Below are 13,074 nucleotides of genomic sequence, written 5' to 3' on the forward strand. Positions count from 1 at the left end.
ACACGCGCAGCGTCCAATACCGCACGAAGTGCCGCCCGCCCGGCGTTAGGGCGTTTTTGTTTTTAGAGCCCGCAAGGCAAAGAACCTCTTAGCCCGCCGAACATCATGCCCGATCTGCTCCCGCAGAGCCTCCGGCGTGGGCCACCGCTTCTCTTCGCGGAGCCGGTGCAAGAAGCTCAGCTCAAGCGGTGTATCCTCGGCCAGCTCGATGGGGTGGAAGTTGAGCAGGTGCGACTCGACCGTAAAGGAGTCGGCCCCAAAGGTGGGGCGGTTGCCGACGTTGGTGACGGCCTCAAAGGCTTCACCTGCAACGTTCAGCTCGGTGATGTAGACGCCGTTGGCGGGCAGCAGCTCCGGATAGGGAGCGAGATTAATGGTGGGGACGGTGTAGCGCGTGCCGTAGCCGCGTCCAGAGGCGGGCGTGCTGCGGACTGCAAAGGGACGACCCAGCAGCGCCCTCGCCCCGCTGACATCTCCTGCGCCGATGAGCTTACGGATGCGGCTCGAAGAGACCGGCTCGCGCCGCAGAAGGTGCGGCGAGTAGCACTGCACCGCGAAGCCGAACTCGCGGCCCAGCTCGGTCAGCCCGTCGATTCCGGCGGCAGCGCCGAAGCCGAAGCGGAAGTTCTCGCCCTCGTGGACCTCCACGGCGCGGAGGGCGCGGGCCAGGATCTGCCCGGCGAAGTCGCGGGCCGAGGTGCGGGATAGCTCCAGCGTAAAGGGCAGGACGAGCGTGGCGTCGAGGCCGGTCGAGGCCAGCAGATCGAGCTTCTGGGCCAGCGGCGTGATGACTGAGTGCGGAGCCTCGGGGCGCAGCACGCGGACCGGGTGCGGATCGAAAGTGAGCGCGAGCGAGCGCAGGCCGAGCGAGCGGGCGCGGGCGGTTACCTGGTCGATGACCCAGCGGTGGCCGCAGTGTACGCCGTCGAAGTTGCCGATGGTGGCGACGACGGAGCCGAAGTCAGGGGTAAGTTCTGAGAGAGAACGGAAGATCTGCATGGTCATTCAGGGGTTACATCGGGTGCTATGTCGAAGCTCAGTTGCAGGCCGTCGTAGGCGAGCCGGATGTGCGGCGGCAACTCCGCATCCGTGGCGGCGTGGTCCAGCTCGTGGCCCATGTGGGTGAAGAAGGCGCGTCGCGGCTTCAGCAGAGTCACGTAGTCGATGGACTTCTGCAGGTGCGAGTGGCTGGGGTGGGGTTCTTTGCGTAGCGCGTCGAGGATGAGCAGGTCGAGTCCCTGGAGCAGCTCCAGGCTCTCCGGCGGCAGGTCGCTCATGTCGGTCAGGTAGGCGGCGGAACCGAAGCGGTAGCCGGTGATCCGCTGGCGTCCATGAATGACGGGGATGCGCTGGAAGTGCGCGCCGAAGAGCGTCGGGCCGGAGCCGGGCTCTTCCGCCAGGCGGTGCAGCACGACGCGGGCGCTGGTGGGGTAGCGGGCCCGGTTGTCGAAGGTGTAGTGGAAGACGGACTCTAGCGTGGCGGCGGTGGGCTCGTCGGCGTAGAGCGGCAGCGGCTCCGGGGTGCGGAAGCTGAGCGGGCGCAGGTCATCCATGCCGAGGATGTGGTCGGCGTGGGGGTGAGTGTAGAGGACGGCGTCGGCACGGTTGATGCGCTCGCGGACGGCCTGCGCGTGGAAGTCGGGGCCGGTGTCGACGAGGACGGTGCGGCCGTTGTAGTCCAGCCGGATGGACGGCCGGGTGCGGCGGTTGCGGTGGTCGCCGTCGGGCGCGGTGGCCGAGGTGCAGACGGCGCAGTCGCAGCCGAGCGTGGGCACGCCCATGGAGGTGCCGGTGCCGAGAAAGGTAAGGGTAGCCTGCATCTTTTGCACTTCGTGCCGTCTTAGGGGCGGTATGGGTAAATAACCTTCTGAAGTTCTCCCGCTGGTCGGGAGCGAGCATCCTTATTGATTCCATTCCGACCAGCGGGAGGTCCAATGCTGTTGATCCTGCCGGGACAAGGTATGCAAGTCACGAAGTGACCGCCCTCCGGGCAGGAGGCCCGTCCGGCAGGACAGTTTTTAGCGAACGATAGAAGGCCCGGTGGGTCTCGGACCGCCTGGACCAGATCCGGGAGCACCCGGCTGCCGAGCTTGGGCCGAGCGCGCGAGCGCCTGGGTGATCTCGAGGAAGGCGATCTGCAACTCGAAGAGGGCGGAGTCCAGCAGGCGCTGCTCCTCGGGCGAGAGATTTCCGGCGGTCTTTTCGGCCAGCACGCCGAGCATGTCGATGCTCTGGCGCGCGCCGAGGATATCGACCTGGGGCTGCTGGCCCTCTTTGGCCCCGCCGCCCAGTTGCAGGATCGACTGCATGTAGACGGACTGGACGAGCTGGTCGAAGGTCATCGCGGGCGGGTGGTCCATGCCGGGGTTGGCGGAGCGGATGGCGATATCGAGGCGCTCGGCGGTGGCGTGGTAGGCGGCGCGGGCCTGCGCGAGCTGCTCGGCCGTAGGCGGCGGCAGGGCGGAGTCTTCCTGATCGGCTGCTTCGAGCGGCTCGGAGACGGCCTCCTCGGCCTTGGGATCGGGCATGACGGCGATGGGCGTCGGCTGCGGGGTCTCAGGCTCACGCGCAGGCGACGGATCGGCGTCCGGGCGGGACTCGCCCTCAGCGTTGAAGCGGCGGCGGTCGGTGATGACGAAGGGCTTGTTCTGTTCGGACATAGTCTTTGACTCGATTCTCTCAGGTTCGATGCAGCGGAGCAGGGAACGGACTCGTCAGGTGGGAGAGTCTTGCTTCCGCACCCCATGTTGTTTGGGCAAATCTTTCAAAAAGATAGACTTGGGGCCGTATAAGAACCCCGCGTCAGCCATCGGACTATTGGCCTCATATGTTTGCGCCTGTACCCATTATTGCCGGTAACGGCGCCGGATGAGGACCCTTTTGTGTAATCCCAGCCTGGGGAGATCAAATCGGGAAGGGAAGCTGCATCGGAGTGGCCGTGCCGCCGGGGTATTGGATCGGGGTCGCACGGTCCAGCGCCTCGCGGCGGATGTACCCCAGCGCCAGTTGGATGGGGCCGCTGGGGAGATTGATGCGGGCCACGCTGGTCAGTTCGCCGACCGGCTTTTCCTCCGACGTAAGCGCGGCTCCGGCCGGTGGCAGCTCCCCGGTGAGCTTAAAACCTGAAAAAGTACGGTGGACGTTGCCGCGTGAGCGGATGCGCTCGACGATCTCCTGCCCCAGGTAGCAGCCCTTGGCAAAGTGCAGGGCGCGGGTCTGGTCGGTCTCCTGCGGCAGCTCCTTGTCGCGGATGTCGGTGCCGTAGAGCGGCGTTCCCTCGAGGATGCGGAGCTGCTCGACGTCGGCGGAGCTGGCTTTGCAGGCTCCTGTGGCCAGCAGAGCGGCGGTCAGGCTGGCGGCTCCGGTCTCGGAGTTAAGCCACAGCTCGTAGCGCGGCACCAGCGGGCTGTGGGCGTGAATCAACTCAATGGGAGAGTCCTGCCAGGTGGCGAGGCGGCGTTCGAGAGACCCGAGGGTCTCGACCGGCAGGCCCAGATGGGCAAGGACGGAGGCGGAGTTAGGTCCGGCGATGAGGATGCCGTGGCGCTCGCCGGTGGGGTCGCCGGGCTGGCCGATTGGGGCAAGCTCCACGTCGTCCATGATGATGAAGTGGTCGAGCAGAACCACCAGCGCGCCTACGCGGTGGCGGTCGGTCTCGAGCAGGATGGAGTCCTCGAGCAGAAAGGCGGTGGCATCGGCCTGGATGCGGCCCTGCGCGTTGAGGAAGAAGTTGTAGCAGCCCTGTCCGGGGGCGAGCGCCTGGATGGAGTTGGTGACCATGCCGTTGAGCCAGCGCACGCGGTCTGCGCCGGTGACGCGGAGCCAGCCGGGGCTGTCGAGGCGAGCCACGGCGGCTCGGGTAAGAAGGCCCTTCAGGGACGACTCCGGATTTGGGTTCGGGATCATGAGGGTTAGATGCCGTGCGGGAGCGAAAGGACCGCTGTAGGGAGTATCCACCATCGGGACAGGCTGTGCCAGAGCGGTAGCGGTGCGGGCAAAGAACAAGAGCAAACGAGGATAAGAGGGATAAGAAGGATGAAAGGCAAGAACAATAAAAAAAGGTTTTAAATAAAAAGGGCTTAAAAGATCCGCTCTTATCCTTTTTATCCCTCTTATCCTCGTTTGCTCTTGTCTTTCGTCTTTGCTCTTTAGGGGATGCTCATCTGGGTTGAGGAAGGTCGGCAGGTCGGAAGCCGGGAGCGAGGTAGGGCTTCAGCTCCTCCCACCTGATTCTGGCCGAGACCTCACCCACCACGCGCGGCGCTACCCCATACTCGGGAAAGTTCACCTGGAAGCCTTGTGCGTCGAGCGTCCAGTTGTTCATCTGCTTCACCGAACTCATCGTGGCCTCGCGGACCGTTTTGTCGTCGTATAGATACTGCGCTTGCTCACCCGATTTCAGAACTTCGTAGCAGCGTTTGCCGAGGAACTGCTCCCAGCCGCTGCCCGTCTTGAAGATATCGTCGCCCTTCAACGGGCGCTTCAGGCGTAGCCACCACTGAACTGGAATCACGTCCTCGTTCGGATGGGCCGCGCCGTACTCGTAGATGCTCTTGCCCATCACGACGGAGATCAAGCTCTCGTTGGCGGCCTTGAGGACGTAGCCGACGTCCACTTCGGAGTCGGCTACGAACGCCGTGCGGAAGTCGGAGGGCGTTCGCTGCCTGGGCCTCGTGCCCGAACCCAGCCTTACGGCCTCTGACCGCACGGCCGCGTTCCATGCAGCTTGCTCGGGTGTCGGCTGGTCGATCTCCGGCCAACTGAAGCGGCCGACGCCGAAGCTTGGGTAGAACGAGCCGGGCGCGGGCGTCTGGGTATTCGGCGCGATCGCCATGCGGAGTCGGGGGAAGAACGTCATCCCGCCCACGCGCTGCGGCTGTTTTTGCAGCATCTGGAGCTGTCGTGGATACGCGTTCCCGAGGCAGCCGCCGATGGGCCGCTCCTTATCCTTCAGGTCGGGGCAGCTTGCATCCAGCCAGCGGAGCCACGCCCGCTGGTCCTGCTGTACCCTGGCCGCGCTCGCCGGGGAGAGCTGGCTGCGTAGAGCCTTGTAAGCTGCGGCGACATCCTCATCCAGCTTCGACAGCTCCGGGTCGGCGCAGACGGTCTTTTCGCGCGGGGTGGTTGCCTTGGCGCAGTCAAAGCCGGCGGCGACCGCCGGAGCAGCCGACAAGACCGCAAGGATCATCACGACGAAGCGAGCCGAAAGCCTCATGCGAAACAGTCTACCCGGCTCCCGCCCACGCCGCCGGCATCTCTGCGTACACTGGAAGATAGCGGCTTGCGGAGTGCGGGAGGAGTGCATTTGAGGTCTGGTGACGTGTTGGTGCGCGGCGGGGGATGGGCGTTGGCGGCTGTCCTGACTTTGGGGACGGCGGCTCTGGGAGCGCAGGAGAAGCCTGACAAGCCCATGACGAAGGAGCAGGCCAAGGAACTCTTCCAGTCCGTCGACGGCATCATGCAGTTTGCCAGCGAGGACTCGAAACTGCCCGTGCTGCACAGCGTCAAGCGCACGCTGGTCTCGCGGGCCGAGGTCAACAAGTACCTCACCAAGAAGTTCGACGAGGACGAGAGCGCCCGTCGGCTCGAACGCGCCGAGATCGTGCTGAAGAAGTTCGGCCTGCTGGATCGCGACTTCCACCTTCGCCCCTTCATGCTGAGCCTGCTGACCGAGCAGATCGCCGCCTTCTACGACGAGAAGACCAAGATGGTGAACCTGGTGGACTCGATCGACGCCGAGGAGCAGAAGCCCACGCTGGCCCACGAGCTGACGCACGCGTTGCAGGACCAGAAGGTGAACCTCGAAAAGTGGGGAAGCTCTGGAATCACGGGCGTCTCGCACAACGCGCATGACGATACCCATCATATTCAAGTAGACGAGCTGGAGACCGCACGCGAGGCCGTCACCGAGGGCCAGGCGATGGTGGTCTTCGTCGACTACACGCTCAAGGGCTCGGGCAAGACGGTGCAGAACTCGCCCGAGATCGCGGACCGGCTGCGGCAGGCGACGGCGGACCCCGGCTCTTCGCCGATGATGTCGCGCGCGCCGCTGTTGTTGCAGCGTTCGCTGCTCTTTCCTTACAGCGACGGCCTGGGTTTTGAGCAGGCGGTGCTGGTGAAGCGCGGCCCGCAGGCGGCGTTTGCGGGCGTGCTCGACAATCCGCCGAACTCGAGCTTCGAGATCATGCACCCGGCGGCGTGGATGGAGCACGCGCCCGTGCCGGTGCTGGCCTTTCCGGACGTGCACCCGCTGCTCGACGCCGACTACGACGCCTACGACCTGGGCGTGATGGGCGAGCTGGATGTACAGATCATGACGGAGCTGTTCGGAGGCCGCCAGATGGCCTCGGCACTGGCCCCCATGTGGGCGGGCGGCGTGTACTACGCGGCGCAGAAGAAGTCGGCTACGGCGGCGGAGAAGCAGACGACCGGATCGCTGGGGCTGCTGTACTACTCGCGCTGGAAGAACCGCGACTCGGCGCGTTCGTTCGCGCGGGTGTACGAGTCGGAGCTGCCGCGCAAGTATGAAGGGCTGGTGCGGCGAGAGAAGGACGAACTGGGCGATACGGAGCAGGTATACACCACCAGCGAGGGCGACGTGCTCATCTCGGTCGATGACTCCGGCGTCTTTATGGCCGAGGGATTTCCCCTGGCGCTGGCGCGGAAGCTGCGTGCCGGCGTGCTGGCGGTGCAGGGAACGGGCAAGGTGCAGATGGCGTCTGGTCACGAGCTGTCACTTGGCGCCGTACGGACGTTCGCCGAGATGGGCACGGTCAAGGCCGGGACGTTGAGACGATATACTTTGGGGCAGTAGCAACGCGCTTTTTAGAGCAAGCGAAGAGGGGTTTCAGTGCAGAAGGTTACGATTGGGATTATCGGCGGCAGCGGGCTGTACTCGATGCCGGGGCTTTCGGGTTTGAAGGAACAGTTCATCGAAACGCCGTTCGGCAAGCCGTCGGATGCGTACATGGTGGGCGAGCTGGATGGCCGCCCGGTGGCCTTTCTCTCGCGCCACGGACGCGGGCATAAGGTCTCGCCGAGCGAGCTGAACTTCCGCGCCAACATCTACGGGATGAAGATGCTGGGCGTCGAGTACATCCTCTCCGCCTCGGCCGTCGGGTCGCTCAAGGAAGAGCACAAGCCTACGGACTTTGTGATCCCCGACCAGTTCATCGACCGGACTTATGCGCGGACGAGCACGTTCTTCGGCGACGGTATCGTGGCCCATGTGGGCTTCGGTGACCCGGTGTGCAAGGTGGTCGCCTCGGCCTTTGAAGAGGCCTGCAAGCAGGTGGGCGTCGTGGGCAAGCGCGGCGGCACCTACGTGTGTATAGAAGGTCCGCAGTTCTCCACGCGCGCCGAGTCGAACCTGTACCGGAGCTGGGGCACGGACGTGATCGGCATGACCAACCTGCAGGAGGCGAAGCTGGCCCGCGAGGCCGAGATGAGCTACGCCACGCTGGCCATGGTGACCGACTACGACTGCTGGCGCGAGGGCCACGACGATGTGACCATCGAGCAGGTAGTCGCGGTGCTGCACCAGAATGCGGAGAACGCGGCCAAGGTCGTCCGCGCTGCCGTTGCTGCTCTGCCTATCGACCAGCCCAGCCCCTACTCCGACGTGCTGAAGTACGCGATCCTGACCGATCCGAAGGCTATTCCGCAGAGCACCCGGACCAAGCTGGCTCTGCTGCTGGACAAGTATCTTCCGGCGTCCTAGTCCCTCGGTATTACTGTGATCAATATCAGTTACAAATAGAGATTTCGAAGGAGATTCATGGCAATTCTGGTAGTTGGGTCGGTGGCGTTCGACAGCATCGAGACGCCGAGCGGCAAGGTCGAGAAGGTGTTGGGCGGATCGTCGACATACTTCGCGCTGGCCGCGAGCTTCTTTACCAACGTACGGGTGATTGGCGTGGTGGGCGAGGACTTTTTGCCCGAGCATGAGGCCGTGATGACCCGTCGCGGCATTGATACACGCGGCATCGAGCGCGCCCCTGGCCTCACCTTCCACTGGACCGGCGAGTACAAGGAGAACCTCAGCGAAGCCAAGACCCTCAAGACCGACCTGAACGTCTTCGCTGACTTCCAGCCGAAGATTCCGGCGGTTTATCAGGATAGCGAGTACCTCTTCCTGGGCAATATCGACCCCGTGTTGCAGGCGCTGGTGCGCAGCCAGATGCCCGATGTGAAGCTGGTCTGCGGCGACACGATGAACCTGTGGATCGGCCACTTCCGCGAGAACCTGGAGAAGATGCTGAAGGATCTCGACGTGCTGCTCATCAACGACGGCGAGGCGAAGATGCTCTCGGGCGAGCGCAACATGGTGCTCGCGGCCGAGAAGGTGATGGCGCTGGGTCCGAAGGCGGTCATCATCAAGCACGGTGAGTTCGGAGCCACGTCCTTCTTCCGTGGCGGCGCGTTCCCCGGCTTCGAGCAGAGCGGTCCCTTCCGCGCTCCGGCACTGCCGCTGGCCGAGGTTGTTGACCCCACCGGCGCGGGCGATTCGTTCGCCGGAGGCTTCTACGGCTACATCGCCTCGCAGCCCAAGCTGACTCCCGCAGTCTTCCGCCGCGCACTCTTCTACGGCGGCGTCATGGGTTCGTTCACGGTGGAGCAGTTCAGCACCACGCGGCTCGAGACCCTGACTCGTGCGGAGATCGAAGACCGCTTCAAGCTCTTCGTACAGTTGTCGCATCTCGAGCAGGACGATGAGCAGGCTTAGACCAAGCCGGAGCACCGGGGTAACGCGTGCGGATCGTATGCGCCGCACGGAGATTCCGGCCTACGATCCAAATCTCGTGCGTCCGGCAACGCGCGAGGAGACGCTGCCGGTAGGCATCGGGGCGGTGGCCGTCGGGTTCATCGCGCTGGTGGTCTGCGTGCTGCACGGCTATCTGCTTCTCTACGGCGACGCGGTCTCGCACCTCGGCATCGCGCGCCGCATAGTGGACTCGCGCAACGCCGGGCTGGGCCAACTGGGCGGCGTGTGGCTGCCGTTGCCGCACCTGCTCATGACGCCCTTCGTGGGCAAGATGGAGTGGTGGCAGAACGGGATGGCGGGGGCGTGGCCCTCTCTGCTCTTCTACGTCCTCGGCGTCATGGGCTTCTACCGCCTCACGCGGCGCATGATGACGCCGCGCTGGGCCTTCGCGGCCACGCTGTTCTACGGCCTGAACCCCAACCTGCTCTACCTCTCCACCACTGCGATGACTGAGCCACTCTTCCTCGCGCTGCTCATCTGGATGGTGCTGCTGACGATGGAGTGCATCGCCGCCATCGACGCGGGCCAGCAGCGGCTGGTCAGGCGCAGGCTGGTGTGGATTGGCCTGCTGATCTTCTGTGCGGTGATGACGCGTTACGACGGCTGGATCCTGGGCGCGGCAGTCTGGTGCATCCTTGCTTATAAGCTCTTCAAACGGCCGGCACTGCGCGTCAAGGTAACTAGCACCTTCGCCATCCTCACCGTGCTGGCCATCGCAGGACCGTTGCTATGGTTCTGGTACAACCAGCACTTCGAGCACGACTGGCTGGACTTCATGCGTGGTCCTTACTCGGCGGTGGCCATCGACAAACGCACCACGCCGCCGGGCGCGCAGCACTATCGCGGCTGGCACAACATCGGCTGGGCGACCATCTTCTACACGCGCACCGCGCAGGTGGACGCAGCCGCATGGGAGACGGGCTTTCTGCTGATGGCGGCGGCTTTGACCGGGCTGTGGAGCACGCTGCGCAAGCGGCTGGAGCTGGCCTCGACGTTGCTGTGGCTGCCGCTGCCGTTCTACATCTACTCGGTCGCCTACGGTTCGGTGCCCATCTTCATCCCGCAGCTCTACCCGCACTCGTTCTACAACTCGCGCTATGGCATGGAGCTGTTACCGGCGCTGGCGGTCTTCGCGTTTGTGGCGGTGGAGTGGCTGCAGAGCAAGCTGACCGAGCCGAGACCTCTGATCGCCCGGCTGATGCCGCAGATTGCTCTGGCGCTGATCGTTTTGAACTCGGTTGCGATGATGTACCGCGTGCCGCTGGTCTTGCAGGAGGGCAAGCAGAACTCGATCACCCGCGTGGCCTTCGAGTCCTCGATCGCCAAGCAGCTCGACGGCCTGACGCCGGGGATGCCCATCCTGATCCAGAACTCGAACCACATCGGCGCGTTGCAGACGGCAGGGATTCCGTTGAAGCAGACCGTCGGCGAGAGCGACTGGGATAGCTGGTCGCGCGCGTTGAGCGCGCCAGCCGAGCACGCGGCGTTCGTCGTCTCCATCGGCGACGATGAGGTGGCCAAGGCCGTGGCGGCACACCCGGAGGGGCTTACGGAGCTGACGGTTCTGTGCACGTCGGGCCAGGGCTGCGCACGCTTCTACCGCTCGGATAAGTTTGGTGCGGCGGTGGCTCGGCCTTAAGACTAAAAGCGCCCTAACGCCGGGCGGGCAGCACTTCGTGCGGTTCTCGGGGCTGTATGGGCGAGATGATCCTCCGAGGGCCTCCCGCTGGTCGGCAGCAGGAATCTTCATTCCGACCTGAGAACCGTACTAAGTACCTCCGAGGACGGCACCAAGTGCGCTAGCATCGTCTGGACGATGGCTCCTATCTCGATCCACTTCAGCCAACTCGAGCAGCTCCACCTCTCCGCCGACACGGTCTCGCGGCTGCTGACAGCCTGCGCCCTCGGCGGTGCTATCGGCCTGGAGCGGGAGTGGCGGCACAAGGCATCCGGCCTCCGGACGAACATGCTGCTCTGCCTGGGCTGCGCGCTGTTCACGATCCTCTCCGCGGCGATGGTAGGCGACAGTCCGGACAAGAGCCGCATCGCCTCGAACATTGTGCAGGGCATCGGCTTCCTGGGCGCGGGGCTCATCCTGCATACGCGCAACCGCGTGCTGGGGCTTACCAGCGCGGCGACGGTCTTCGTGGTGGCCGCCATCGGCATGGCCTGCGGCGCGGGGCTTTATATGGAGGCGGCGCTGGCCACCCTGATCGTCTTGGTCGCTCTGATGGCGATCGGGATGCTCGAGGGCAGGTCAAAGTGGAAGCAGTTTCCGTTGATATACGAGGTGCGCGGCAGCGAGCAGTCGGCGATGTACACGGCAATCTTCGCGGTGCTCGACAAGGCTGGCTACCGGTTGAATATCATGGAACGAGATAGTCTTCCGACACTGGACCGCGTGGTGTTTACCGTGACGGCGAATCATCTGCGTCATGCACAGTTGCTGGCAGATCTGAAGGCGAGCGCCGCGGCCGATACGGTGATGGTGTTCGAAGATACGGATCAGGAATAAAGAAAAATAGCGAGCAGTAAGAAAGACAGAGATAGCGAATGATTTCTTTTGTAAAGGCACATGCGTGCGGCAATGATTTTCTGATCCTCGAAGAGACCGTGGCGGCGGGCAAGCACGCTGCGTTGACGCGGAAGCTGTGCGCGCGTAACACCAGCATCGGCGCGGATGGAATCGAGTTCATCGAACGCCGCGCGAACGGCGAGTTCTTCCTGCGTCTGTTCAACGCGGACGGCAGCGAGGCCGAGCTTTCGGGCAACGGCACGCGTTGCGTGGCGGCGTGGCTGGCGCAGAGCGAGGGACTGAACGAGGTCGCGCTGGGCACGCACGGCGGCGTGCGCACCTGCAAGTTGATTGGCCGCAAGGGCGAGGAGTTCCTGATCGAGAGCGGCATGGGTGTGCCGCGCGTGATGCCCCGGACCATCGTGCTGGACGGTGTGGGCGAGGTGCCGGGAGCCATGGTCAAGGTGGGCAACCCTCACTTCGTTCTCTTCGTGGACACGCCGGACTTCAGCGCGCACGGCCTCAGTTGGCAGGCGCTGGGCGAGAAGATCAGCGTCAGCCCGCTCTTCCCGCACGGGACCAATGTGGAGTTCGTCCATGTAAAGTCGGCGAGTGAGATCGAGTTCCGCATCTTCGAGCGCGGCTGCGGGCCGACGACCTCTTCGGGCACCGGCACCTGCGCTTCTTCAGCGGCGTCGATTGCTCTGCGCGACGCCAACCCGGAGTTGACGGCGCTGGCCGAGGGTGGTGCGCAGTCGGTGGTGTGGCCCGCAAGAGGTGAGGCGATGCGTCTGACCGGGCCGGCAGAGATTATCTGCACGGGCGAGGTGCTGGGACTTTGATCCAGTTGAAGAAGCCAAAGGCGCTGAAGGCTGGGGCACGCGTTGCTGTCGTCTCCCCGGCCAGCGCCGCGCGGGCGGAGCTGGTCGAGACCGGGATGCAGCATCTCCGCGAACTCGGCTACGCCCCCGTGTTATTTCCCAGCGCGCTGGCGCGGGGTCCGCTCTACTATGCGGGCACAGCGGAGCAGCGTGTGGCGGACCTGCACGCGGCGTTCGCGGACCCGTCCATCGACGCGATCCTGTGTACTCGAGGCGGCTGGGGATCAGCGGAGCTGCTGCCCCTGCTCGATGCGGAGCTGATTCGAGCGCACGCAAAACCCTTCGTCGGCTACAGCGACCATACTTCGTTACATATATGGTTGCAGCAGGTAACCGGAATGGTTACTTTTTATGGTCCGATGGTCGCGGCTGACTTTTCTCGCCCGGACGGCGCGGAGATGACGAGCTGGCAGAACGCTCTGGCCGGCGCAGAGAGCTGGTCATTAGGAAGTGAGCAGGGCTTGCGGGCGTTAAGGCCTGGAACGACGGAAGGTGTGTTCACGGGTGGGTGCCTTTCGATCTTTGCCGAGGCTCTGGGCACGCCGTATGCGCCAGTGATGAAGGACAGCATCCTCTTCCTCGAGGACGTAGGAACGAAGCCTTACCAGTGGGATCGGATGCTGCTGCATCTGCGCTATGCGGGTGTGCTGGACGAGGTGCGTGGCATCGTCTTCGGTGATATGCGGCAGTGTTGCGCGCCCGAGGAGGACGCCTTGCTGGAGTCAGCTCTGCTGCATGCACTCCGCGATTTCAAAGGGCCGATTGCGATTGGATTGAAGAGTGGGCACGTAAGCGAGGGCAATGTAACGGTGCCTCTGGGCATACGGGCGCGGCTCGATCTCAAGAGCGTCGCAGGTCCGCGCGTAGAGTTTCTCGAGGCGGCGGTTACGGTTTAGGGTTTAGGTATAGGAGCG

At 64.2% G+C, this 13,074-nt stretch carries 12 protein-coding genes; 7 read left to right on the top strand and 5 right to left on the bottom strand.

Annotated features, from left to right (window positions below):
* Nucleotides 1-45 precede the first annotated feature (45 nt).
* From FTO74_RS01450 to FTO74_RS01470, 5 genes are all read right to left on the bottom strand, one after another.
* Nucleotides 46-1,005 carry a bifunctional riboflavin kinase/FMN adenylyltransferase gene (locus FTO74_RS01450; protein ID WP_345933887.1) on the bottom strand — a complete coding sequence of 320 codons (960 nt, stop codon included), beginning with the start codon at nt 1,003-1,005 and terminating at the stop codon, nt 46-48.
* On the bottom strand, nt 1,002-1,820 hold the full coding sequence (locus tag FTO74_RS01455) for an MBL fold metallo-hydrolase (RefSeq protein ID WP_162536555.1): 819 nt from the start codon (nt 1,818-1,820) through the stop codon (nt 1,002-1,004). The genes FTO74_RS01450 and FTO74_RS01455 overlap by 4 nt, the downstream gene beginning before the upstream one ends.
* 198 nt (nt 1,821-2,018) lie before the next feature.
* Nucleotides 2,019-2,660, bottom strand: a complete 642-nt coding sequence (locus FTO74_RS01460; protein WP_162536556.1) for a DUF1844 domain-containing protein — start codon at nt 2,658-2,660, stop codon at nt 2,019-2,021.
* 244 nt (nt 2,661-2,904) lie between these two features.
* Entirely contained in the window at nt 2,905-4,011 is a 1,107-nt protein-coding gene (locus FTO74_RS01465; protein WP_255462439.1) for a folate-binding protein, read from the bottom strand.
* 148 nt (nt 4,012-4,159) lie between these two features.
* Entirely contained in the window at nt 4,160-5,215 is a 1,056-nt protein-coding gene (locus FTO74_RS01470) for a DUF3298 domain-containing protein (RefSeq protein WP_162536557.1), read from the bottom strand.
* A 90-nt stretch (nt 5,216-5,305) separates the two neighbouring features.
* Between FTO74_RS01470 and FTO74_RS01475 the strand changes: the two genes are divergently transcribed.
* The 7 genes from FTO74_RS01475 (at nt 5,306) to FTO74_RS01505 (ending at nt 13,056) form a co-directional block, all read left to right on the top strand.
* Complete coding sequence (locus FTO74_RS01475; protein WP_162536558.1) at nt 5,306-6,814, top strand: hypothetical protein; 1,509 nt, start codon at nt 5,306-5,308, stop codon at nt 6,812-6,814.
* 36 nt (nt 6,815-6,850) lie between these two features.
* Nucleotides 6,851-7,720 carry an S-methyl-5'-thioadenosine phosphorylase gene (gene mtnP / locus FTO74_RS01480; RefSeq protein ID WP_162536559.1) on the top strand — a complete coding sequence of 290 codons (870 nt, stop codon included), beginning with the start codon at nt 6,851-6,853 and terminating at the stop codon, nt 7,718-7,720.
* Between the two features lie 57 nt (nt 7,721-7,777).
* Nucleotides 7,778-8,725 (top strand): PfkB family carbohydrate kinase, encoded by a 948-nt coding sequence (locus tag FTO74_RS01485; protein WP_162536560.1) that lies wholly within the window; start codon nt 7,778-7,780, stop codon nt 8,723-8,725.
* The gene (locus tag FTO74_RS01490) at nt 8,712-10,403 is read left to right on the top strand and encodes a glycosyltransferase family 39 protein (RefSeq protein ID WP_255462440.1); all 1,692 of its coding nucleotides are present in this window, start codon (nt 8,712-8,714) and stop codon (nt 10,401-10,403) included. The genes FTO74_RS01485 and FTO74_RS01490 overlap by 14 nt, the downstream gene beginning before the upstream one ends.
* A 177-nt stretch (nt 10,404-10,580) precedes the next feature.
* The gene (locus FTO74_RS01495; protein WP_162536561.1) at nt 10,581-11,279 is read left to right on the top strand and encodes an MgtC/SapB family protein; all 699 of its coding nucleotides are present in this window, start codon (nt 10,581-10,583) and stop codon (nt 11,277-11,279) included.
* A 38-nt stretch (nt 11,280-11,317) separates the two neighbouring features.
* Nucleotides 11,318-12,121 (top strand): diaminopimelate epimerase, encoded by an 804-nt coding sequence (gene dapF, locus FTO74_RS01500; RefSeq protein ID WP_162536562.1) that lies wholly within the window; start codon nt 11,318-11,320, stop codon nt 12,119-12,121.
* On the top strand, nt 12,118-13,056 hold the full coding sequence (locus FTO74_RS01505) for an LD-carboxypeptidase (RefSeq protein WP_255462441.1): 939 nt from the start codon (nt 12,118-12,120) through the stop codon (nt 13,054-13,056). The genes dapF and FTO74_RS01505 overlap by 4 nt, the downstream gene beginning before the upstream one ends.
* Nucleotides 13,057-13,074: the final 18 nt, after the last annotated feature.

This window comes from Granulicella sp. WH15 (assembly GCF_009914315.1).
GTDB lineage: Bacteria > Acidobacteriota > Terriglobia > Terriglobales > Acidobacteriaceae > Edaphobacter.

Coding starts and splice junctions, on each gene's coding strand:
- dapF (WP_162536562.1), top strand. CDS start 11,318: ATGATTTCTTTTGTAAAGGCACATGCGTGCGGCAATGATTTTCTGATC.
- FTO74_RS01450 (WP_345933887.1), bottom strand. CDS start 1,005: ATGACCATGCAGATCTTCCGTTCTCTCTCAGAACTTACCCCTGACTTC.
- FTO74_RS01455 (WP_162536555.1), bottom strand. CDS start 1,820: ATGCAGGCTACCCTTACCTTTCTCGGCACCGGCACCTCCATGGGCGTG.
- FTO74_RS01495 (WP_162536561.1), top strand. CDS start 10,581: ATGGCTCCTATCTCGATCCACTTCAGCCAACTCGAGCAGCTCCACCTC.
- FTO74_RS01485 (WP_162536560.1), top strand. CDS start 7,778: ATGGCAATTCTGGTAGTTGGGTCGGTGGCGTTCGACAGCATCGAGACG.
- FTO74_RS01470 (WP_162536557.1), bottom strand. CDS start 5,215: ATGAGGCTTTCGGCTCGCTTCGTCGTGATGATCCTTGCGGTCTTGTCG.
- FTO74_RS01490 (WP_255462440.1), top strand. CDS start 8,712: ATGAGCAGGCTTAGACCAAGCCGGAGCACCGGGGTAACGCGTGCGGAT.
- FTO74_RS01460 (WP_162536556.1), bottom strand. CDS start 2,660: ATGTCCGAACAGAACAAGCCCTTCGTCATCACCGACCGCCGCCGCTTC.